The organism is Mycoplasma suis str. Illinois (genome assembly GCF_000179035.2).
GTDB classification, from domain to species: domain Bacteria; phylum Bacillota_I; class Bacilli_A; order Mycoplasmatales; family Mycoplasmoidaceae; genus Eperythrozoon_A; species Eperythrozoon_A suis.
The window spans coordinates 576,646-599,817 of sequence record NC_015155.1; the positions used below are offsets into that span (position 1 = coordinate 576,646).

Below are 23,172 nucleotides of genomic sequence, written 5' to 3' on the forward strand. Positions count from 1 at the left end.
CAGAAGAAACCTCTGAGCAAGAAAAGGCCCAGATACTTATATTAAGCTAAGTATTAGGATTTTGAAAATCTTGTTTTTTTCTTCTTATCTTCTCCTTCTTGGTCATCTTCAATTTTTTGTGCTTCCATACTTTTAATTTCACTTTCTTCTGAAGGATTTACTCCTGCACTTACACCATCAAAGATTTGTGAAGGCTTATTGAATGATTGGTCTAGTTCAGCTTTTAGAACTTCACACTTAACTTCTCCAGTTCTTTCATTAACCATATAGCTCTTAGCTTTAAATAGTTCAGTATTGTTGAAGTCAAGACTGAACAAGCTATATAGTCCATAGAATGTTGAGTTAACTGAAGTTAAGTCAATTTCAATTTCAAGAAGTCTATTGTACTTAGCTATTCTTTCAGATCTGGAGAATGATCCAGTCTTAATTTGTCCAGCAGCAGTTCCAACTGCTATATCAGCAATTGTTGTATCTTCAGTTTCTCCAGATCTGTGTGAGATAATACATGATCATCCAGCTTTCTTAGCAAGACTCATAGTATTTAGAGTTTCGGATAGAGTTCCGATTTGATTTACCTTTATCAATACAGAATTGGAAAGTCCCTTTTCAATTCCCATTTGAGTCAATTCTGGGTTAGTACAGTAAAGGTCGTCACCAACTATTTGAACTTTCTTTCCAATTCTCTTTTGAAGAAGTGCAAATCCTTCATAGTCATCTTCAGCTAGGGGGTCTTCAATAGAGATAATTGGATATTTTTCTACTAGGTCAACATAGTAATCAATCATTTGAACAGTTCCCTTAGTTCCAGCTTCTTCTGATAGACATCCAGCTTTAATCATTTTCTTGAATTTATATAGTTTTGTATTACTGTCATATAGCTCACTAGCTGCACAGTCTAGAGCTATAGCAACATGTCCATGTATTACTCCAGCTTTGTATCCAGCATTTGCTATAGCTATAAGCATTGCATTCAAAGCTTCTTCATTTGAGTTAAAGTTAGGAGCAAATCCACCTTCATCTCCCTTAGCTGTAGAAAGTCCCTTACTCTTTAGGTACTTAGCTAATGCGTGGAAACATTCAGCTGAAATTCTTACAGCTTCATGCATAGAAGAAGCTCCCACAGGAACAAACATGAATTCTTGGAAGTCAAGTGAGTTATCTGAATGAGCTCCTCCATTAATTACATTCACCATTGGAAGAGGAAGAACATATTTTCTAACTTTTGGATTTCCTGATAGTTCAGCTACATATTGGTAAAAAGGAAGTCCTTTTGCCTTAGCTACTGCCTTAGCTACTGAAAGTGAAACAGCAAGAATTGTGTTAGCACCATATCTGGACTTATTTTCAGTTCCATCTAGATCCATTAAAAATCTGTCAAGTTCTGCTTGATCAGCAGGATTTACATCATTTTCGATAAGTGAAGGTCCTAGTACATAATTGATGTAGTGAACAGCTTTCTTAACTCCTTTTCCTCCAAATCTGGAAGAATCACCATCTCTTAGTTCTAGAGCTTCCTTAGCTCCAGTAGAAGCTCCTGAAGGAACTAATACCTTAGCTGTGAAGCTCTTCTTACTTAGGAATTTTCCCTTTGCAACCTTAGCAATACATGCTACGGTTGGGTTACCTCTAGAATCAATTAACTCATATGCAAAAAGATTTTCTATACTAAAAGCCACTTAGTTCTAAACTACTATACTAAAGTCTTACTAACTAAGACTTAAGTATTTTTCCACTATCTTTTTGATCATCCATTTGAATTATAGTAGTTTTAAATGCATTAATGATTCTTTGGGTAATAATTTGTTCCATAATACTTTTTCTTACCATTTCAATTCTAGCAGGATCGTTTAGATATTCATCATGTTTTTGACCTGTTTTATCTAGAAAATCTCTTAGTGTTTCTCTGGCCAGTTCTTCAGATACTTCTATTCTTCATTCTCTAGCTAAGTCCTCATATATGAGGTCTTTAAGTATCATAACTTTAACACTATTTCTTATTTCATCTCCCGAATAACCTTTATAGCTTTCAGAAAGTTTCTTCTCTCTTTCTCTTACTTCTTCTTCATCAAACTCTATCGAGTATGCTGAAGCTACCTCATCCATTACAAAGTTAAAAATATTATCTTTCTCTATTATTTCCCTCTTTTTAGCTGCTATTTCTTCATCAGTTATCCCCGGATTCATTGCTTTGAGAACTTCTTCAAAGTTCTCAACTAAATTAGGAATAGGTCTTATCTCACTAATTGTTATTTCAGTTCCTCAATTTATAGGTCTTCTTCTAGTTATTTTTGATTTAAATTCAGACTTGTGTCTGGCATTATTGCTGTCACTCATATAGTTTTAAGTGTAACTTTTAACTATTTAGTATTTTACTAATTAACTCAGTGAACTCTACGTGTGCACTCTTCAAATCTTCTAAGCTCTTATTGAGCTTTTCCTCTACTTTAGAGTAGTCTACTTTAGGAATAGTATTTAACTTAAGAAGGGAGTCTAACTCCACTTCATCCCTCTGAAGATTTACATTCCTAAAGAAGTTAGAGTAACTCTCTATTAATCTTGCAGCTTTCTCATGAAGTTTACCTTCAGGAGAATAGTGTTTAACTGTAGATCCTATTTTTCTGAGATACTCAGAATTTAACTTGAGTATTAAATACTCATACATTCAACCATTCTCTCCATCATTTCAACTACTTATGAATGGTGCATATTCATAGTAGAGTCTTACAAAATACTTTCTTGATTCTGAGTTAAATTCTGAATTAAATTTAGCTCAGAAATACTGATTCTCTCTTAGTAAATCAGAGCAAAGAGTATTACATTCCTCTTTTAATTGATTTACTAAGTGATTAGTATCTTCTAACATTGTCTTTTCAAAGTCTTCAAGTATTTTTTGCTTTTGTTTTATATTTTTCTCTACCTTATCTTTTTCCTCTTTGAATCTAGAAACAAAAGCTTTAATTGTTTCGTTTTGAAGACTTTGAAGAGAAGAACACTGTGATTTAGCAAAACTTAAGTTGAAACAATATTTGCTTTCAACTCGTTCCATTTCAGAATCAATAGAACTTATAAGTGGAATCAAAATAGATGAATATTTTGATTTCAACTTAGAAATTTCTTGCTCTATTTTTTCTTTTTCTAGTTGAAGTACAACTTCTAAGTCAGAAGATTCAAACTTAATAGGTTTTAGTGAAAGGAAAGTTTTGGACTCATGTAACTTCTTGAATAGGATATTCATTAAGTTAACATAACTTTCCTTTATATAGGAAATCATTTTGTCTATTTCTCCTGTAAAGAATGTTTGATATCTAATAATGATTTCCTTATAGTGGTTAACTATAGAAGAAATCTCTTTAAGACTTAAGAGATATTGTCTCTTAAGTTCTTTACAGTTATTGTTCAGAAGAGCTATGTCATTATTTATAGTGTTACCGGCAGGTAACTTTAAGAATTGAGCTTCATACATTCTGGACTCTAGCTTCTTCTGAACAAATAATCTAAAGTCTAATAACTTATTAGATGGAAGAGAGAAATAACTCATAATGTCATAGTATTCCTTTACAGTTGATTCTCTGTATTTCTCTAGATCTTTAAATGTTTCTTTTTTAATTCCATCTATGATAGTATGTAAGTCTACATACTTTTCAGAAAGGTAATAAAGTGCCTTTCTGTTTTCTGCCCCTATAATGGTATTTCTCAACTCATAGTTGATATCTAATAGACGAAGTCAACACTCAAAAGCTTCTTCCTCTATTTTTTTCAGAGCGGCAATATTCAACTTTGTTGTAGCGGCAGAAATATTGACTTTTCCGCTCTGACGTTGATCATAGTAATAAAGTAATTGCTTAAAGAAATTAATTTGCTCCTCTCCTTCTCGGAACTCTACTAAGTCTTTATTGTTAATATAGCTGATATAGTTCTTTAAATCAGCTATATTAGATGTTCCTGTAGTTTTTATATATTCATTAATCAGGGAAATATTTTCCCTGTATTTTTCTGCTAATTTATTTGATATCTCAATTATTTTGAAAGCTATAAAAGATTTAGTTTCTGATCTAAAGAAGTAGTAAGAGAATAATTGATAGAGAGCAAATATTCTCTTACCTTGTCTAGGCTTCTCACAAGTAAGAGATAATTGCTGAGCAATTTTCGCTTTAGCAAGTTCTTGCTCAGTAGGTCTAGAATTAGGATTTCTGAACAGAAGTTCAGTCTTTTGGGAAGCTGATTGAATTATTTTTTCGTTACTATTACTCATTATTAGATACTTCTGAGTCTTTTGAAGAATGACTCAGAACTTCTACTACAGAAGCATCTATAAGAGAAAATCTAGCTGCTTTTCTCTTGAGATTTATCTCCAATTCAACAAATTTTACTAAATCTCCAGTCTTAGCTCCATTGAGATTTTTCTTGTGCACAAAGTGAGAAGACTTCTTATATTTTTCTCCTTCTTTCTTTACTGTAATGAATCCATTACCACTTCTTGGTTCTATATCTAAGAAGCCTTCTCCAAATCTATTAGTGTGTTTATAGTCTAGATAGTCTATAAACCACTTACCATATTGGTTTTCACCTATAAGGTATTTTTTCTTTAGTCTTGTTAATGTATTGAAGAAAGATTCTTCAAGAACAAATTCTCTAGGATGATTAGCTCTTATGAATCTAAAGAATTTGGACTTCAATACATTAAAAGGTACTGGTCTACTATCAACAGATAGTAGTTTTAGGACTATAGAGTCTAACTCTGAATCCTTTAAGTTAGACTTTCTTTCTTCGGAACTCAAATTAATTAACTAAATAAATTAACAATACAGTTTTAATTTAAAAGACTGAGGAGTAAAAACTCCTCAGAAAAAAGACTAAAGATTTAGTTCTTAACTTTAAAACTAATTACTTTCTTCATTAAGTTCTACTTCTTTGATGTCTTCTCCTTCAGGACCTTTTTCTTCTGATGCAGCTTGTCCTCCAGCAGCTTGTTGTTGTTGTTGATAAACTTCTTGCATCATTTTTTGACTCATTTCTTTTAGTTGATTCATCTTAGCTTTAAGTTCATCATACTTCTTTTCTTCAAGAAGTTTCTTGAATTCTTCAATTAACTTCTTAGTTTCTTCTTTACTTGCTTCTGGAATCTTTGAAGAATCATCCTTCATTTGGTTTTCTAGCATAGAAATCCAAGATTCAGCTTCATTCTTAATTTCTATTTCTTCCTTAACTTTCTTATCTTGTTCAAGATTTTCTTCAGCTTCTCGGATTATCTTATTAATTTCTTCTTCTGATAATCCAGAAGCTTGATTAATAGTTATATTATTTTGTTTTCCAGTATCCTTATCTTCTGCTTTAACGGTAAGAATACCGTTAGCGTCAATAGAGAAAGATACTTCTATTTTTGGCATTCCCTTAGGAGCTTGTTTAATTCCTTGAAGGGTGAAAGTACCTAGGGATTTGTTTTGGTTAGCCATAGGTCTTTCACCTTGTACTACGTGAATATCAACGCTAGGTTGATTGTCTACAGCAGTTGAGAACAATTGCTTCTTGTCAATTGGAATAGTACTATTTCTAGGAATTAGAGGAGTAGCAACTCCACCTAGTGTTTCAATACTTAGAGTTAGAGGTGTTACGTCTAGAAGGAGAATATCTTTGATATCTCCTGCTAGAATTCCAGCTTGAACAGAAGCTCCTAGAGCTACTACTTCATCTGGATTAATAGACAAATTAGGTTTCTTTCCAGTTAGTTTTTCTACTAGTTCTTGTACTGCAGGCATTCTAGTAGAACCACCTACTAGTAGAACTTCATTTATGTCTGAAAGTGATAACTTAGATTCTGCAATAGCATCCTTAACAGGTGCTATTGTTCTTTCTAGTAAATCCTTAGTAAATAGTTGGAATTGTTCTCTAGTTAATGAGAAATCAACATTCAATGGTTCTCCACGAACCATTGAAAGGAAAGGAAGCATAATTTGTGTTTGTTGAACTGAAGAAAGTTCAATCTTTGCTTTTTCAGCAGCTTCCTTTAGTCTTTGCATTACTAAGTTATCTTTAGATAGGTCTACACTATGTTCCTTTTGGATTGATTCCAAAAGTCACTTAATAATTCTTTGGTCTCAGTCATCACCACCTAGATTGTTATCTCCTGATGTTGCCAATACTTGGAAGGTTCCATCGGAAACTTCCAAAAGGGAAACATCAAAAGTACCTCCCCCTAGGTCATAAACAAGTATTTTCTTTTCTTCTTCTTTCTTATCTAGTCCGTAAGCTAGCGCAGCTGCTGTAGGTTCATTAACAATTCGAACTACTTCTAGTCCAGCAATTTTTCCAGCATTCTTTGTTGACTGTCTTTGTGAGTCATTAAAGTATGCTGGAACAGTAATAACAGCTTTTTGAATTTTTTCTCCAACTCTTTTTTCTGCATATTCTTTTATGTAGGAAAGAATATATGCAGAAATTTCTTCTGGACTATATTCTTTTCCCTGAGCAGTTACTTTTTCATCAGTTCCAATTAGTCTCTTAATAGAGAAGATAGTGTTCTTATTTGTAACCATTTGTCTCTTAGCACTATCTCCTACTATTATTTCTTTACCTTTAAAGGAAACTACAGAAGGAACTGTTCTCTTTCCTTCTGGAGTTTCTAATACTTTAGGAGCTCCTGATTCTATTACAGCTACACAGGAGTTAGTTGTACCTAGGTCAATACCTAGAATTATTTCTTTCTTTACTGCCATTCGAGAATTATTTTAGCATAATTTTTTTAAACTGCTAAAAATTATTCCCAAAATATTTCTAATGGCCCTTATCCTGTTGGGATATCTAACCAAATTCCTTATAGAATTAGAAATATAAAACACGAATGATCAAGAGATATGAAGTCCCACAACTTGAACATATTTTCTCAGAAAATTCCAAATATAAAAGGTGGTCTATTCTTGAGAAAGAAATACTATATTCTCTAGCTAGAAGATTTTCTATCTCCGACAAGGAGATAGCAAAACTAGAACTAGAATGACCAGAAATTCCAAGCTATGAAGTAGTAGCTGAGGAAATGAAAACTCAGCACGACTTTGTAGCTTTCCTTAGATTACTAGAGAGAAAGCTGGGTGGAAACCCAGCTTCTAAATATATACATTATGGAATTACTAGTTCAGATATCATAGATAGCTCTAATTCATTAGCTCTTAGGGAAGCTAATAAATTACTTATAAAAGAAATAGAGAGTCTGCAAGACACTCTATATAAATTAGCTAATGAATATAGAGACTTTATTCAAGTAGGTAGAACACATGGTAGACATGCAGAACCTACATCTTTTGGATATAGGTTCGCAATAACCTACCAAGAATTAGAGTCAGCTCTTGAAAGTCTCTATATATCTAGAAGATATTTAGAAGTAATTAGTATTAAGGGATCTACAGGTACATATGCACATATTGGACCTGAAGTCCAAGAAGAATTATCTTCTAGATTTGGACTATATACTATTTCGGGATCTACACAAGCTCTACCTAGAAATAGATATTCTTCTTATATTTATTCCCTCTCTCATATAGGTTCTATTATTAACTCTTTATCTCTTACTCTAAGAACCTTTATGAGAGAAGAAATAAATGAAATAGAAATACTTAAACCTAAAGATAGTGTGGGTTCTTCTTCTATGCCGCACAAACTTAATCCAGTAGAGTTAGAAAACATTACTGGATTAACTAAGTGACTAGATAGTCTCTCTTCTCTAGCTAAAGACAATAACTTTTTGTGAGAAGAAAGAGATATTAGTCACTCTTCTAATGAGAGAATGAGCTTAATGGATGCTCCTATTCTCGCATTCAATATTGTTGCTAGAATGCACAAATTCCTTAAGAAGATAAAAGCCAATTCTGAAGGTATTTCTAAAAACCTTCAGTTAACTAATGGGCTTATATCTTCTCAAAGTATTCTCCTAAAACTTATAGAATCTTCTTCTATAAGTACAAGAGAAGAAGCTCATACACTTCTTTCTTCTCTTTCTAAAGAAGTAAAAGATGGGAACTTCCCATCTTTATGAGAAGCTATTCAATCTTCTCCTATAAAGAAACTTCTTTCCAATAAAGATTGAGAAGATTGCTTCAATCTAGAGAGACATTTAAGAGAACTTCCAAAGATTTATAGTCAAATCTTTGGAAAGAAGATTCAAACAAAATCTTTCTCTAAGCAATTATTTAATAAATATGAAGTAGAAAATATTATCTACTTCTTAGCTCAGAGACTTAACTGATATTATTCCCAGAATAATATCTCTGGAGAAGAACAAACTCCTATATTAGTAATTTCTCTAATAGAAGGTTCTTCTATGTTTGCTGGGAAAATTATTTCCCAGCTATCTTTCCCATTTGTATTCTGTTCTCTATATCATTCAATGTCTAGTTATGTTAAGGGCTTTAAAGAGTCCGAAGGGACTCAAACTTTTGAAGAGTTCATATATAGAGAGCTGAATAAGAGAAAAGACTTTCAACGAATTAGAAAGTTAATTGAAAAACATCCTCGAATTCTTATTCTTGAAGGAGTAGTTGAAAGTAAGTCAACACTAACTAACTTATATGATTCCCTATCAAAAATAGAGGGAATCCAAGAAATAAAGACTGTATCTCTATTTAAAAAAGTGTTGAATGGGAGTCACGATAGTGACTCCTTCACTGATTACTACAAGAAATCTTTATTCTCTAAAGATTTCAGGGGAAAACAAGAAGGACTAATACAAAGAGAAATGAATTGAAATGATAGAGAGTTAGTTAAACAAATAAATAGTAAGCAAGTAACTAATTGAGTAGGTGAGATCATTAAAGTTAATAAGGACGAATGAATAGTGGGATCTGGAATGGATTTACATGGACAACATAGAGGAGTAGAAGGAGTTTGAGTAATTTAATAATTAACTAAATAGCTATATGAATATAGCTATTACTGTTCCTTTACTACTTCTGGCGGGGGGGGGCGTAGGTTTTTCTACCCAAGTCGCAAGACATTGGGTAAGGGGAGATAGTTGATTTGAAAGAAAAAAACATGGTATGCAAATGGATACCAAGAATGGGGAAAAATTAGTAGTTAATGAAACTAATGTTGTACTTATGGGTAACGGTTGAGAAGGATTCGCAACCGAACTTGAAAGAGTACTAAAAAGTAATGGAGATGTACAAGAAATTACTGTTATTGGAAAAATTGGTGAAGGACAAGAAACACTTTGTAGACTAGGACAAGGAGAACAACAAGTCCGTGCAACGGGCTTGTGAGATAAAGATATTGTTTGAACTGGAAACATTAATCAAAAGGGTGTTTCTTGTTTCAAACAAGGATCTAATTCAAATTCTTTAAGTAAATAAATATGATTGGCGGCATAGCTGCCAAAGCATTAATTCTTGCTGTGGGTCTTGGTGCTGGACTAGGAGCCGGTGAAATCGGCTCCATGTACAACTATGATGAGACAGTTTCTATATATAAAGAAAATAAGTGATTTGACAAAATGGCTTTAGGTTCCATCTCACAAGGAGATGGAAAAGGTATTGAAGTAGGAAAAACCAAACTTCACTTAGGAGGTTGAGAAGATAATAAAAGAATTGGAGGAAATGCTAAGGGAGGAGGTAAAGTAGGAGAAAATGATGTTGACATCATTTTCACACAAAATAGATTTAAGAAATCTGACAATGGTAACAATAGCAGTAGTGGAAATAATTTTGGAAGAACTACAAAGGGAGTAAGTAATAGACATGTATGTATATTACTTGGAAAGAACTTAGTAAATAGTGGGCTTCAACAAGCTTCAAGTGAATCAAATCATCAACAAATATCAGGAGAAAATGGAGATGTTTGCTGAAACTACTCTTGATGAGTTTCTAAACAAAAAGCTAATGGAGGTGGCTGATATGATATAGCAGCTACAGGAGGAAATCAATCTAGAGTATTTCTAGATAGTACTCTAGATCCTAGATTAGGAGTTATAGAACTAAATCCTACAAATGGAGGAATAAAAGGAGCTCTGGGTAGAAAAGGTTGAGTTTTAGGGTTAAAAGTTGATAACCCTAAAAAATGATGTCATGTACATCACAATAAAGAAACTGATCAGTGAAGAGGAAATTCAATAGATGGTATCGAAAAGAATAGAAAAATAGAGAAAATATGAAAAAAGTCGGATTCTACTTTTTAAGACAATCAGTAATGGTTTGGTATGAAAAAGATGGAACTATTACTTCTGGCTGAAAAGACAATAATGGGAGTCATGATAGTCAAAATAGTGGAGCTAGAAAGTTTATGGAAGTAATTAACTGTTACCAAGTCTAAGTAACTAAATAAAAATGAATTGGATAACTGTAGTTCCACTACTGTTAGTTGGAGGGGGCATAGGTATTTCTTCTCAATTTGCCAGACATTGGGCTCAAGGTACTAGTTGGTTCGAAAGAAAGAAACATGGTATGCAAATGGATACTGAAAATGGAGAAAAGTTACCCATCAATGGAACTAATGTAGTTTTGATGGGTAATGGTTGAGAAGGTTTTGCTACTGAGCTTGAAAGAATTCTAAAAAGTAAGGGTGAAGTTCATGAAATAACTACTATAGGAAAAATAGGAGATGGTCAAGAGACCATCTGTAGATTAGGAGAGACAAATGGAAAACAAATTAGAGCTAAAAGTTTATGGAACAAAGATATTGTTTGAACAGGTAATATAGGAAGAGAAGGAGTTTCTTGTTTCAAACAAGAAGACTCACAGAAGAAACAACAATAATTAAATGATTGGTGGTATAGCTACTAAAGCTCTAATCCTAGTTGTGGGGCTTGGTGCCGGACTAGGAGCTGGAGAAATCGGCTCTATGTACAACTATGATGAAACTATTTCTGATTATCAAAAGGGTACGAGAATTTTTGACAAAGTTCAACTTTCTTCTATATCCCAAGAACCTGGTAAAGGGATACTAGTTGGAGAAAACAAAACTCATTTTGGAGGCTGGGAAGATAATGTAAGAGTTGGAGGGAGAGCTACTGGAGGAGGCAAAGTAGGTAAAAATGATGTTGACATCATTTTTACACAAAACAATCTTGTAAAGACAGATAAAGGAAATAATAATGGAGGATCTTCTAATCACAATCACAATACTAAAAGAACTACTAAGGGAATAAGCAACAGACATGTTTGCATACTTCTCGGAGAAAACATAGTAAAAGGAGGAAGCCAAACAACTCAACAAGCATCTAGCACAACAAATCAACAATCTTCTAAAGATACTTGTTGAAACTTTTCTGAAGCATCCGCCAAAAAGAAAAGTAATGGAGAAAAATATTACATTCAGGCTACTGGAGGTAATGGTTCACAAGTATTCCTAGATAGTACTGACGATCCTAAACTAGGAATACTTGAGTTAGACAAAAATAATAAGAATAAAGTGAAAAGGGCTTTAGGGAGAAAGGGATGAATACTAGGTTTAAAAGTTAATGATCCGAAAAAATGGTGCACTAACTATTTAGATAGGGGAGTTCAAACCCAGTGAAAAGGTAATTCACTTAATTCACCTCACAATAAAAAGACTGCAGCTAATATGAAAAATATTGGATTTGACTTTCTTCGACAATCAATAATGGTGTGAGACGAACATAATGATGTAATAACTTCGGGATGAGAAAAAGAAAATCAAAATGCCAAAAACAATCAAGGAACAAGATACATGGAAGTAATTAACTGTTACAAAGTCTAGGAGCTTCAACAAAGAGGGGGAAATTCCCCCTCTTCTTGTTATTTCCTTAAATTAAAATTTGGCTTTTCAGATAAAAAATCTGAATGAAATTTTTGGCAAAATAGACCAGTTAATAAACAGGACTATTTCGGATCTTGCGCGGCAAATTCGGAATTCTTGTCACTAGTCTTGGCTCTATATTTGGAGTCTCAGTTAAGAATCATATATTCTCTTGGGCTAGTAGCAAAAAGCCAAAAATACATGAAAAAGAAAGAACTTACTTTAAAGCTGTAGCTGATTCTTTAGAAAGATCAGACTTTTCACAGTCTGAACTTTTACTAACTTCTAGTAGACCTAAAGCTAATAGTAGTTTAGATAAACATTTATTTGGAAATATGCAATACGAAAGTGAGGGCTCTAATAGCCCTCTCTTTCTAGTAACTAAAGATAATAAAGTAATAAAAATAGATCCTAGTCTTTATGGGCAGAAGTCCAGAAGACTAGTGGATGGAATACTAATAGACAAAAACAATAAATGATTTGGTCCACGCAATGAAAATGTGGACCAAATCACAGCAGAAACTATTAAGAAAGTAGAACTTTATAAAGATTTCTTCAGAAAAATGAATAAACCAGAACTGGAAATGATGCAAAACTGATGAGATAAAAAATCTGATAGAGAGATGTGTGAGTCTTTAGAGTTACTAGAGACTTGTGATAATTTAAAAAATCTTTTAAAGAATGGTTATTCTCGTAGACAAAAAGAAATGAAAGATCTAGTGAAATTAAAACTAGTCAAAATAGCTGAACTTAATCAGGATACTACAAGAATAATTCCTGAATTAAAGAATGTAATAGGAAGGGAGAAAGTAATTAATCTGCCTGAAATATCTAGTCATATTGGCTATTGAATTGGAGGACCTATAGACAAATGACTAGATGATTATTTACAGAAAAAAGCAGATATTAAAGATAATGAAGAGATTAATCCCTTCAAACTTTTAGAAAAATTTCTAAAAGGTGAAGAGGTTTCTTTTACTTGTGAAAAAGTTAAGTCTGAGAGCGGACAGAAGGAAAAAAATGGAACAAATGGTGATAATCAGAAAATCTATTCAGAATGTTTAAGTAATCAACTAAAATATTCTGATAGTTCTGAATCAGAAGAACAATTAGAAAGTTTTGGAAAAGAAGAACAAACAACTCCTAAAGTTTTAGAAGTTATTAAAGCTGGAAAAAGAGAGGGTGTAAGTACAGTAAGATTCTCTAAAGCCCCAGAAGGGGGCTCATCAAAAACTTACTTAACTAATGGAAACAATAACAACTGAAATAAACAAGGAGAATTAAAAAGCAAAACTGAAATTATTAATAAATGAAAAGACAAGGGTAGAAATGACAACTTAATTGATATAGAATGTCAAAAATATTGATCCAAATTATGATTTGGTTTTGCTTTTCAAGGTTCAGAATCTCAAGGTTGTCAACTCATTTGAAATGATCTAATATTCCGTGGAAATATTAGTGATAAAAGATGATGTCTTTTTGAGATCCCTGGAGCTCAAAAATATATAAGAGAATATGAATTTAAATTCTTATCAACTTTCAATTGATATGAAGGTAATAAGTTTTGAGCAAAATGCTCAAACTACAGTATTTAGGTTTTTTTAACCTACCAGTAACTTAATAGATACTGGTAGGCAAATACCTTTAATTTTTAGGTAGGATCTAAACATAGAGAAGAAGTAGATTACTGCTAGGAGTCCAAAGACTCCTGTCATTAATCCATTACTTAGTACTAGAGGAAGAAGAATAGATTGATTTGTAAATAACATATTTACATATTTATTTAGAATTGCAGGAACTGCACAAGATCCTGCAAAAGAAGATAGGAATAATAGAGCAAACAGGTAAACAATTATTGGCATACTGTTTTCTCTATTACCAAAACCTAATAACTTAGTTGTCACAAAAATACTTTCTAGATCCTTAATTAATAGATAGATAACAGTTATTAGGCTAACTACTAATAAAGGAAGAACTAAGCAAATAAACAGATAAGAAACATTATCTGTTAAGTTACTTAAGTTCTTGAAAATTACATCACTAACAATACTGTTATTCATGATTCCCACAATAACAGAGTTCATTGGGGATTCATAATCTTGAAATGTTTTCAAGAAATAATTTGCTAAATAATTTCTTGAAAGATCTTCAATTCTTTGTTCAGTTTGAGCTGTAGGGGTTTCTTCTTCATATTGTTCAGAAGAATTTCCATTACTTTGTTGACTTGGTCATTTAATTGTTTGATAGTCTAAGTTATTAACTCCTAGTATTCTTTGAAGAATCTTGAAGTTTCTATTTGTTCCAATATTTTCTTCTCCTTGAGCTTCTTGTTCATTTTTCTTTTTCTTTCTTGCCTCCGGCAAAGGAGGAGTAGAGTTCATTAAGTTTCTAAATGCTGTGTTATTTAGTTTTTGCTGTACATTGGTATAAATACCAGAAACAGAATAGGATGAGAAGGCCAGACTAATCTGTTCTGGTAGTTTTTCTAGATCTAGTTCTTGATTCTTAGTAAATATTCCATTAAATCCTGTATGTTCATTTAGTCCTATGATCTTATTTACATCCTTTTGAGACATAAAATATGCCTCTTTGTAGTAGGAATCAAAGATTTCTACTACTTTTAATGTGTGTTCTTTTATTTCTTTATTCTTTCACCCATTTTGACCATTTTCATTTTTGTATTCACAAACTTTATCTTGTTCATTTCCATTTGTTCCTCCATTAGCTTGAGGTGAAGTGGTTCCATTTTTTGGAGCCACTTTTAATTGGCAAGTAAATCTAGTGTAGTGGTTTTCTGGAGTGAATTTGATTAAATCCCCTACTTTCAAATTGTGTTGTCTTGCTGCAAATCTATTAATAATTAGGGGATAAGTATTGTTATCAGATCCATGATTATTTTCAGATTGATAAAGTTTGTCATTTACTAATTTTCCATTTGAATAAAGCTTGTAATAAGCTCCTCTAGAGTCTTCTTTTAGACCTATTATTTTGGCTGCAAAATCTTTAGCTTGACTATCTTTCTTAGCTTTTCCTTTTGTTCAGGAGTAAGTTTGGTCTCCTTCTGGAGTTTTTGAAGCATCAAATTTAAGCTCAACTTGTTGTTGAGCTTGTCTCTTTTGTCTTTTACTATTAGTTTTTAAATATTCATCTCGACCCTTTAGGGTTGAGAAATAATAACGAGGTGGTAAGTTTTGTTGTTCAGCTTCTGGAGAAGAAGCTTGAACTTGCTTTAATTGTTGTGATTGTAGTTCATCTTTTTCTACAGTATGAACTACATTACCGAATGTATATTTAATCGGTAATGTATAAGGTTCTCCTGAACTATTTCCTGTACCGTTATATTTTTGTTCTGTGAAGTCTGCAATGGCAGTAAATATTAGATAGAGGAACTCAGGATCATACATAAGTATGATCTCTCTATCTACTATTGTTGAAGTATTAAGGACTACTATCTTAGTTCCATCTAGATAGTAGAGACCATCTTCATAATCTTTGTGTTCTTGATTTTGAGCTCCACCTCCTTTTGGAGTTGAACTTTCTGTAGATTGTGGTTGCTGCTGTTGTTGAGGTTGACTATTTGATGAGCTTCCATTATCAATTTTTAAGTCTTGTTTTGGGGTTTTCTTTTGACTACCATTTCCATTTCTTTGGTTAGTTTTTTGAGTTTCTCTACCTATATCAGTTCCCTTAAAGTAATATGTTTTCTTTCCTTGATATAGTTCTCCTTGTCTTCCTAGTAACTTAGAAAGATCTTTTTGTTCATTATTGGATTGGGTTTGGGAACTTGCTTGTGTACCTACAGAACTACTACTTGATGATGAGATTGAACTAGAAGTACTTGAAGAACTAGTTATTAAATTTTGTTGACCAACAGAATGTTTGGTCATAAATCTGGAAACAAAGAAAGGTCCATACTTACTTCTAACTATGGACTCTATAAATTTGTCATAGTTTTGTTCATCCATTTTTCTCAAAACTGGTTGAACTTTTTCTAGATTCTTGGAAGTTCAATCCCAAACGTTGTAATTTAACTTACCAGAATCAGAAACATATTCGATATTGATGTCCAATAGTATTCTTAAGAGGGTTTTCCCTCTAAAGAATTCCATTGAACTTTCAATTATGTCATAGTCTCTGGAAGAGATTATCCAATAATTTGAATATATATCTAGTAGTGTTTTAAGGGTTGGGAGATAGTATTCTCCATTGCCATTTGAAGAGCCTGAAGAAACTTGACCTTGTTCTTCTGTAATTAATTCACCATTACCATTAAATTTCTTTCATCCATTATCTTGGTTTTGTCCCCCTTGTGATTTAGTTACTTGAGTATTATTTGGCTTCACTTTTTTGTTGTAATAGTCATTCCAGAAACTAAATAGTGGTTTATTGTCTACGAAATATTGATAAGTTTTTTCTTTTTGAGATGATGAAGGTTCAGGTGATCTCTTTTTTCTTGAATTTGATTGTTCAGTCTTTTTCCATAATTCCCATTCTGTTTTTTGACCATTTGATTCATTTTTTCTTTGGAAAGCACCAAATTTAGCTAAACAAGCATGTTGACCGTCAGATGATTGAGTTTGTTGACCACTTTGTTGTTGTCCATTATTGTGATTTAATGCACCATGTGAATCGCAATCACCTATATTGTTCTTTTTCTTATATTCTTCATCCCATCAACCATTAAATTGACCATAGTAATTCTTATAAATACTTCCTAATATATTTATTTCTCTTTTCTTATCTTTAATTGCATAATCTCTGTCATCAGTTGCTTTGGTAACACCAAAGGTTTTTTCAACTGATGAATTTGCTTGTTGTTGACTTTGAGAAGAAGCTTGTTCTGTATCTTTCATCAAATCTATTCCCTTTCCTAAGTTGGCATAAGAAACTAAGTTAAATTCTCCTGATTCTTTAGTTGGAGTTTCTAACTCAAACTCAAAACCATAATTTTTAGTTGCCTTTTCAGCTTCAGCAACTTTAGAAAATTTTCCATGATTATGGAAAAAGAAGTTTAGGAATACAAATCCTATTACAGAGGTAATGGATAATATAGTAGATTGATTTAGAGTATTGAATAGTAATACCGACCTGAATTTTCAGGTCGAAGAAATCTTGTAGAGAAGTCTATATATAAAGAAGTTGAACTTACTGATCTTCATTCCAGAAGTAGTTTTCAATAATACACTGGCATTATCTTTAAGTAATCAGAAAGAACAGAAATAAGCTACAGGCGCTACTAAAGATAGCACCTTAAAGATAAAGTACAGTGTATTACCAAGACTTAATACACTGAATCTAGTGTTTAGGAATCAATAGGCAGAAACTATTGAATAGAAAGTAGATTGTGTCAACAATGATAGGAGGTATCCAAACATTGTTGCACAAGATAGAGGAAGTAATGTAAATAGACATACATTAATAAGTACGTCTGTTTTTGCCATTCCATTGGCAACGAAGTTACCAAAGAGATACATATTACTCTTTATGTATCTCTTTACAAGAATGATTATTAATGTAATAACTATTGCATAAATCAATCCGGAAAGCGTATAGGAGATAGCACTAATTCTGGATTGAAATACAGGAATATAGCTTCCTCTTAAGCTATATAGCTGATCACTACCTTCTTCTTCCCCTAACTTTGTTAGGGTATAGTAATCTTTATTTTCAGCTAGCTTTTCATCTATATATCTCTTTAGCTTTTCCATATATTTCTTTTGCTCCTCTTTGGAACTAGCTTTAATGACCTCAGGGAAACCAACTGTAATATATTGTTCTTGTCATTTAACTGAACCTCTTTCCTTGAGGTCATTAAATCCAAATCTGTCTACATAAACAACTGCTTCTTTAGTCTTATCTGGTTGTAGAGAGATCCAAGACTGAGCTGGATATAAAAGCTCAGGAGTTAATCCTAATCCAGTAATAATCATTTTTTTATCACCTACATTTATTAGGTGTTTGTGATTTTCTGGATTATTCACGAACTTGTTGTAGTGTTCTTCCCAAGTTTCTTGATCTAATCACAAATTATTAACTAACTTTCTAAAGTCTTTATATTGTTGATCTGAGATAGGCTCGAATCCATTAATTCGAGCATACTCAGGAGATATAACTGTGAAGTAAGAAGTAGGTTGTTCAATATAACCTACCATTCTGAAGTTTCTTAATTCAACAAAGAGATTGGGCAACATCTCTTTGCTAACAATGTGATATCTGTTGTAGGCAGTAAAGTTAAATACTGTTCTAGCTCCAGAAACACTTCAAGTGTTTTCTTGGATCTCACTTAATCAAATTTGTAGTTTTCTGTGCATATCAGGTGTATATTCCTTCTCTTTTATTTCAGGAATATTTCAAGTATCTCTTCAAGGATATTGAAGATAAGCTACTCATCATTGAAGAGTCTTTCTAACATCTTTTTCTTGATCTGTGAACTTAGCTCTTGAGATCATTCTTAGAAGAGGTACCATTCAAGGAGAATAGAATGGCATGTCATAGACTGCCATAAAGTCTCTTATAAGTTTTTCTTGATCCTCTCTATAGTCAAAGAGAGGATTACCTCTAATAATTACTAGAGGGTTAGTTTCCCCCCTTTCTTTTACATCTTCTATGGACACTACCTTAAAGGAGTGTCCAGTCTTAGATGTATCTGATACATGAGCAGATGAGTTGCCCATATTAGATATCTGTACAGATTTGTGAATATTGAACTTAATCTTGTGTTCTTCTCTTGGATCTGGGTTGAATCTCATCATTTGGTTATCGTGCATCAAACGATATTTATTGATGATGTCTTCTAGACCTTCTCCTGCCTTTTTCTTAATGTTTCGGTTTTCTAGATTTTGTAACCAAGGATTCATTTCAAAAGGAGTTCACAGTTGATGATCATTTAGAGTTACTTTGCTGTTAACTTGTTGAAGTTCTGGTACTTGTTGTTGAGATTGATAACCATTTGAAGCTTGTACAAGCTTCAATTCTGTTTGACCTTCGTTCTTTCTAAATTCTTGAAGTATTTTTCTTATATCTAGATGTTGAGTGCTGAGAAGTCATTCTTCAGCTTCTATCTTTAACTTAGCTTTTTTTCGTTCTCTGTACTTGTTAGTAAATTCGAAACTAATTAATCTTTTGTATTCTGTTCCATCTCCTATTTGTTCAATAACACCTCCATCTTTGGACATACCAACCATGTCACCATTTTTAAGAATTTTTTGTAAAGATTCTTGATTTCCTTGTTGACTCCTACCTGCTTGTCCGTTACATTTATTACTACTTCCTCCGCCATTTCCATTACCATTTGCAGTTATTGATCCGAACTTACAAAGACAACCATTTTTTTCTCAAGAATCTTTGCTATCGCATGTTTCTGAAGATTGTTCTTCACTTCTTTGAGAAAAAACTGACTTTTTTTTAAAAGCTGGTTGCTCTTCTTGTTTTTTAGCTTCTCTTTTTCTTCTAGATTTTGGTGAACTATTAGGAGTTTCTTGTCCAGTAGAGGAATTTTCTTCCCCTTCTGGTTTTTGACTAACTTGTTCTAGGACATTTTCTGTGTTATTTTCGTTAGTTTCTTGCGATAAACTCCTTCGATTTCTCTTTTTTTTTAATTCTTCATTTTGTTCTGGAAACATACCCCATGAGGAGCTAATGACTGTTTTGCCCCTTTGTCTCATAGTTTCACTTTCTTTGTCGGAAGCATGTCCGGCAATTGCAACAACTAAAGAGTTTTGATTTTTATATTCTTGGTTAACTGGATCATGATAAGCCTTTAAATAGTCATGAATCATTTTTCCAAGAAAATCATTTTCAATATCTACTTCTTCTGTATAGTCAGCACATTCTTTTCTAAATCTCTTATTGTCTCTAGCAATAAGAGATGCAGTCTCTAATTTGTCATTGTCTTTTGTGATAGCTGCATCTCAAACACCCTTGAATCTAATTTTTGGTCTAAATCAATAATTTGTATATATAGACTTAATACCTTTCATGGGGACACAATAGTCCCCAGAATAATTGGCTTTAGAATCTTTAAGTTTTCCCATTCTTTCTTTAGCCAATTCATTTTTGTATGTAACAAACCAACCCTTAGGGGTTAGGTATCTAATTTCTACTTCTTGATTCCCTTCTTTAGGTTTTTCATCTTCTACTTCTACTGATACAGGGACAGTAAAGCTGGAACCTCCTGAATATATATCAGGACTTCCAGTCTTGATAAACATATCATTCTTGGGAGCAATAGAATAGGGCTTAATAGAGGAATCTATTATTTCCTTTATATTGTCTGTAGATATTTGCACGAATGCGGAGCATCCGGCAAAAAAAGTTATTACGGAGGTAGAAAATACATTTGACTTGACATGATTTATAACTGTTTTGGAGAGTAAGAACATATCTCCCTAGTTAAGAAGTTGTGTTCTTACATAGAGGAAAAGAAGTAATTAAGAAAAAACATAGTTTAATAAAACCTTCGCTATCAAGCGAAGGAAGAAAAACTTAAATGTCTAAAAAATAATAAAAGAAGTGGTGATTCATTGTATAACTAAAATTTAATCTGCTATAGTTACTGGGCTAGGTCGAACCAGGTCAGGCTAAATTTAGAGCAGCCTTAAGAGCTGCCCGTTGAGCTGTAGCCTAATTTATAGAGAAAGCTAATCTTTCTGAAAAAATCCTATCTTCTACAACCACTACAAATTAAGCAATATTGATAAGCAAATCTAGTTATATATACAGCCATTTGCATTAATTGAACTAGTATTTCAAATACAAAGAATAGTTCTCACTTCTTAATAGCTACATAATCAGATTCATCTAGATATCTAACTACTGTCTTCATTCTATATGTAGACAGTATTGGAGAAGTAAAGATGATTATTCCACATAGAATAAACATCAATATGTGAATTGATCCAAAAAAACTAGGACTGGCAATAAGAATAGATAGTATGCTTATCACAAACATTACTAGATAAGCTGTGTAACAAAAACCTAGAAATTTATATAGACTAACAGCTCTTGTGTGCTTATTCATATAGAAACCAATTGCAGCTGGAATTGAATAAGCGACTAAAGTAGTACCAAAAATTGCAGCTCCTGCAATTAGAGCTGTTTGTCCTTGATCTGAGCCATTTCCAGTTATCCAACCCAATCCTTGCAACAATATATAAAAGAAAGTTCCATAAGTCAATATAAGGAAGAAATAAGCTCTTTTAACAAAAGAAGGAGTAACCTCCATCGGTAATGTTCTATATTTAGGTAAATAATAGAACATAAGTATTAATCCAGAAATTAATGAAGTTATTCCTGCAATACCATTGAAAGCTCATATTCCACTTCCACTTCCTACAGCAACAGAAATACCACTTAAAGCACTTACAAGCCCTCCAAAAGCTCCAAAACCAACTGCAGCTTGTGAAAACACTTTTTTCATAAAGCCATATTCAAAGGAGGAAAGTTCCTCCTTTAAATAACCCTTAAATAGACCTCAATTGAATACTGATCTCATCTAAAAACTATTTATTTACTAAATAAATATTAAATAATGGAGCAGCCAGGGGGAATCAAACCCCCATCATTTGCTTGGAAGGCAAATGTTTTATCACTAAACTATGGCTGCAGCGCTTAAAAACTGCTGGGCAACAAACTGGTGCTGGGAGAGAGACTCGAACTCACACGCAGTTCCCTGCACGGGGACTTAAATCCCGGGCGTCTACCAATTTCGCCACCCCAGCTGAGATTCATAAAAAATTCTAACTAAAAAGAAATTTTTAGTAAGAATTTAATTGCTTGTAAAGCTAATAAAATGGTGACCCACCTGGGATTCGAACCCAGGACCCTTTGGTTAAGAGCCAAATGCTCTGCCGCTGAGCTAGTGAGTCTCTAAATGTAAGTATAAATATCTTAAGCTTACGATATTTGGTGATTCACCTGGGATTCGAACCCAGGACCCTTTGGTTAAAAGCCAAATGCTCTGCCGCTGAGCTAGTGAATCATGGCTGGGCTGGAAGGATTCGAACCGTCGCATCATGGAGTCAAAGTCCATTGCCTTACCGCTTGGCTACAGCCCAAAAAAATAATGGTGGGCAAGGAGGGATTCGAACCCCCGTAACCTGAAAAGGTATCTGATCTACAGTCAGACGCGTTTAACCACTTCGCTACCTACCCTACTAAATCCCCCTATAGGGAGAGGCCAGAAAAACTTAATTCTATTTTAAATTAAGTTCTTGGCTGAACTCACTTCTTTATCTTTTCCCTGCAAAAGGAAAAAGATCTTTCCTACTTTTAAATTAAACTCTTCTAAGTTTTTTAATCTCTCTTTTAGAGTTACTTTTCCTACAGCACTATATGTTCTTTTAAAACCCTTAGATCATGAAAAAAATCTATCTAATTTAAAGAACACTATAGTTCTGTAGGAATTCTTTATTATCTCCTCGAGAGATGATGTGGAATTTACAAAATACACTATAGATTCACTAGATTCCTTCAGAAAATTTACTGAAGGAATCTTTCTAAATACATCTAGTGAGGATAAAAGAAATTCTCACCAGAATTTTTTATTGTGTAAATTACACAATCTAAATGATTTTCTAGTTTGATAATTCTCTTCATAGAATGAAGAGACTAAAAAAGCTATATATATAGTGAAAAATGAAAAAGAAGGGCTATATAGGACAATAAGGGAATTTTTAAGTTCTAAATGATCCTTAGTGTCCAATAAGTCCTTCTGAGGAGATAATTGATAAAGAAGTCAATATATCTTCTTTAAGAAAAAGAATCTGGAGGAATACTCCTCCGATCCTTTGTACTGTTTCCTATGTCTTAGGCAGTAAAGAGAAAATAATGGAAGTACAACTAAAACAATAGGAAATAGGAGTATTCCTAAAAATCATCTAGATTTACTTTGAGTGGTACTTTCCATTAGAAGTAGATATTCATACTCCTTCTCCTGTTTTACAGAAAAGTGGAACTAAACATTCAAATCCAGTTTTAAATATTGCTTTTTGAACTTCACTATTGACAGGAACAAGTTCCTCAATAGTTAACTTAACTTTTTCTGGTAATACAAAGTCAATTAGTTTGTCCTCGAATCAAACTAATTGAAGAGAACAACCTTCTTCTAAGAATACAGTTATTTCTGGATAATCAGAAGACAATAAACTGTATTCTTCATAAGTTTCAGTATCACAAAACTTTGAGTTTTGTCCTTCCCTGTGAGTAAATATTGCTTCTCTTTTACTTAATATTGCTTTTTCCAAACGCTGATTGGAAAGTTCTTCCGTAACAATAGATTTGGTATATAAGTTTTTTAGTTTGCATTTAACAAGACCTCCTCTCATGGCTGTCTTGTTAAATGAATGATCTAATACTAGATGTGGAACTCCTTTTCACAGGACAGTTTGTCCTGCTCTTAATTCTCTAGCTTCTAATATTCTATCGCTAGACATA

The 23,172-nt window shown here is 32.9% G+C and carries 16 protein-coding genes and 6 tRNA genes; 7 read left to right on the forward strand and 15 right to left on the reverse strand.

Annotation, left to right across the window (positions count from 1 at the left end; translation table 4 throughout):
* Positions 1 to 53 precede the first annotated feature (53 nt).
* The 5 genes from eno to dnaK form a co-directional block, all read right to left on the reverse strand.
* Complete coding sequence (gene eno, locus MSU_RS03440; RefSeq protein ID WP_013610076.1) at positions 54 to 1,676, reverse strand: phosphopyruvate hydratase; 1,623 nt, start codon at positions 1,674 to 1,676, stop codon at positions 54 to 56.
* A gap of 34 nt (positions 1,677 to 1,710) precedes the next feature.
* Entirely contained in the window at positions 1,711 to 2,334 is a 624-nt protein-coding gene (locus MSU_RS03445; protein ID WP_013610077.1) for an MPN555 family protein chaperone, read from the reverse strand.
* Positions 2,335 to 2,353: 19 nt separating this feature from the next.
* On the reverse strand, positions 2,354 to 4,252 hold the full coding sequence (locus tag MSU_RS03450) for a hypothetical protein (RefSeq protein WP_013610078.1): 1,899 nt from the start codon (positions 4,250 to 4,252) through the stop codon (positions 2,354 to 2,356).
* Positions 4,245 to 4,778 (reverse strand): hypothetical protein, encoded by a 534-nt coding sequence (locus MSU_RS03455; protein ID WP_013610079.1) that lies wholly within the window; start codon positions 4,776 to 4,778, stop codon positions 4,245 to 4,247. The genes MSU_RS03450 and MSU_RS03455 overlap by 8 nt, the downstream gene beginning before the upstream one ends.
* Positions 4,779 to 4,880: 102 nt before the next feature.
* Positions 4,881 to 6,713 (reverse strand): molecular chaperone DnaK, encoded by a 1,833-nt coding sequence (gene dnaK, locus MSU_RS03460; protein ID WP_013610080.1) that lies wholly within the window; start codon positions 6,711 to 6,713, stop codon positions 4,881 to 4,883.
* A gap of 125 nt (positions 6,714 to 6,838) precedes the next feature.
* Between dnaK and purB the strand changes: the two genes are divergently transcribed.
* The 7 genes from purB to MSU_RS03490 all read left to right on the forward strand — a co-directional run bounded on the left by purB (position 6,839) and on the right by MSU_RS03490 (position 13,334).
* Positions 6,839 to 8,887 carry an adenylosuccinate lyase gene (purB, locus tag MSU_RS03465; RefSeq protein ID WP_013610081.1) on the forward strand — a complete coding sequence of 683 codons (2,049 nt, stop codon included), beginning with the start codon at positions 6,839 to 6,841 and terminating at the stop codon, positions 8,885 to 8,887.
* A 19-nt stretch (positions 8,888 to 8,906) separates the two neighbouring features.
* The gene (locus MSU_RS03470; RefSeq protein WP_013609358.1) at positions 8,907 to 9,338 is read left to right on the forward strand and encodes a hypothetical protein; all 432 of its coding nucleotides are present in this window, start codon (positions 8,907 to 8,909) and stop codon (positions 9,336 to 9,338) included.
* A 2-nt stretch (positions 9,339 to 9,340) separates the two neighbouring features.
* Positions 9,341 to 10,159 carry a hypothetical protein gene (locus MSU_RS03475; protein ID WP_013610082.1) on the forward strand — a complete coding sequence of 273 codons (819 nt, stop codon included), beginning with the start codon at positions 9,341 to 9,343 and terminating at the stop codon, positions 10,157 to 10,159.
* Positions 10,132 to 10,293: a hypothetical protein gene (locus MSU_RS04825; protein WP_013610083.1), complete on the forward strand. Its 162-nt coding sequence runs from the start codon at positions 10,132 to 10,134 to the stop codon at positions 10,291 to 10,293. Before MSU_RS03475 ends, MSU_RS04825 begins: the two co-directional genes overlap by 28 nt.
* Positions 10,294 to 10,307: 14 nt before the next feature.
* Entirely contained in the window at positions 10,308 to 10,736 is a 429-nt protein-coding gene (locus tag MSU_RS03480; RefSeq protein WP_013610084.1) for a hypothetical protein, read from the forward strand.
* 4 nt (positions 10,737 to 10,740) lie between these two features.
* Positions 10,741 to 11,700 carry a hypothetical protein gene (locus MSU_RS03485; protein WP_013609366.1) on the forward strand — a complete coding sequence of 320 codons (960 nt, stop codon included), beginning with the start codon at positions 10,741 to 10,743 and terminating at the stop codon, positions 11,698 to 11,700.
* 134 nt (positions 11,701 to 11,834) lie between these two features.
* Positions 11,835 to 13,334, forward strand: a complete 1,500-nt coding sequence (locus tag MSU_RS03490) for a hypothetical protein (RefSeq protein WP_013610085.1) — start codon at positions 11,835 to 11,837, stop codon at positions 13,332 to 13,334.
* Positions 13,335 to 13,340: 6 nt separating this feature from the next.
* Here MSU_RS03490 and MSU_RS03495 read toward each other — a convergent pair whose 3' ends face one another.
* The 10 genes from MSU_RS03495 to MSU_RS03540 form a co-directional block, all read right to left on the reverse strand.
* Positions 13,341 to 20,120: an ABC transporter permease gene (locus MSU_RS03495; protein ID WP_013610086.1), complete on the reverse strand. Its 6,780-nt coding sequence runs from the start codon at positions 20,118 to 20,120 to the stop codon at positions 13,341 to 13,343.
* 278 nt (positions 20,121 to 20,398) lie between these two features.
* Positions 20,399 to 21,232, reverse strand: a complete 834-nt coding sequence (locus MSU_RS03500) for a hypothetical protein (protein ID WP_013609369.1) — start codon at positions 21,230 to 21,232, stop codon at positions 20,399 to 20,401.
* Positions 21,233 to 21,269: 37 nt separating this feature from the next.
* A tRNA-Gly gene (locus MSU_RS03505) sits at positions 21,270 to 21,343 on the reverse strand.
* 28 nt (positions 21,344 to 21,371) lie between these two features.
* A tRNA-Leu gene (locus tag MSU_RS03510) sits at positions 21,372 to 21,458 on the reverse strand.
* A gap of 72 nt (positions 21,459 to 21,530) precedes the next feature.
* Positions 21,531 to 21,605: transfer RNA gene (locus MSU_RS03515), tRNA-Lys, on the reverse strand.
* Positions 21,606 to 21,643: 38 nt separating this feature from the next.
* Positions 21,644 to 21,718: transfer RNA gene (locus tag MSU_RS03520), tRNA-Lys, on the reverse strand.
* A gap of 1 nt (position 21,719) precedes the next feature.
* Positions 21,720 to 21,794, reverse strand: a tRNA-Gln gene (locus MSU_RS03525).
* Between the two features lie 9 nt (positions 21,795 to 21,803).
* Positions 21,804 to 21,891, reverse strand: a tRNA-Tyr gene (locus tag MSU_RS03530).
* 46 nt (positions 21,892 to 21,937) lie between these two features.
* Complete coding sequence (locus MSU_RS03535; protein WP_013610087.1) at positions 21,938 to 22,645, reverse strand: hypothetical protein; 708 nt, start codon at positions 22,643 to 22,645, stop codon at positions 21,938 to 21,940.
* Positions 22,623 to 23,171: a translation elongation factor P gene (locus tag MSU_RS03540; protein ID WP_013609371.1), complete on the reverse strand. Its 549-nt coding sequence runs from the start codon at positions 23,169 to 23,171 to the stop codon at positions 22,623 to 22,625. Before MSU_RS03540 ends, MSU_RS03535 begins: the two co-directional genes overlap by 23 nt.
* Between the last annotated feature and the right edge of the window lies 1 nt (position 23,172).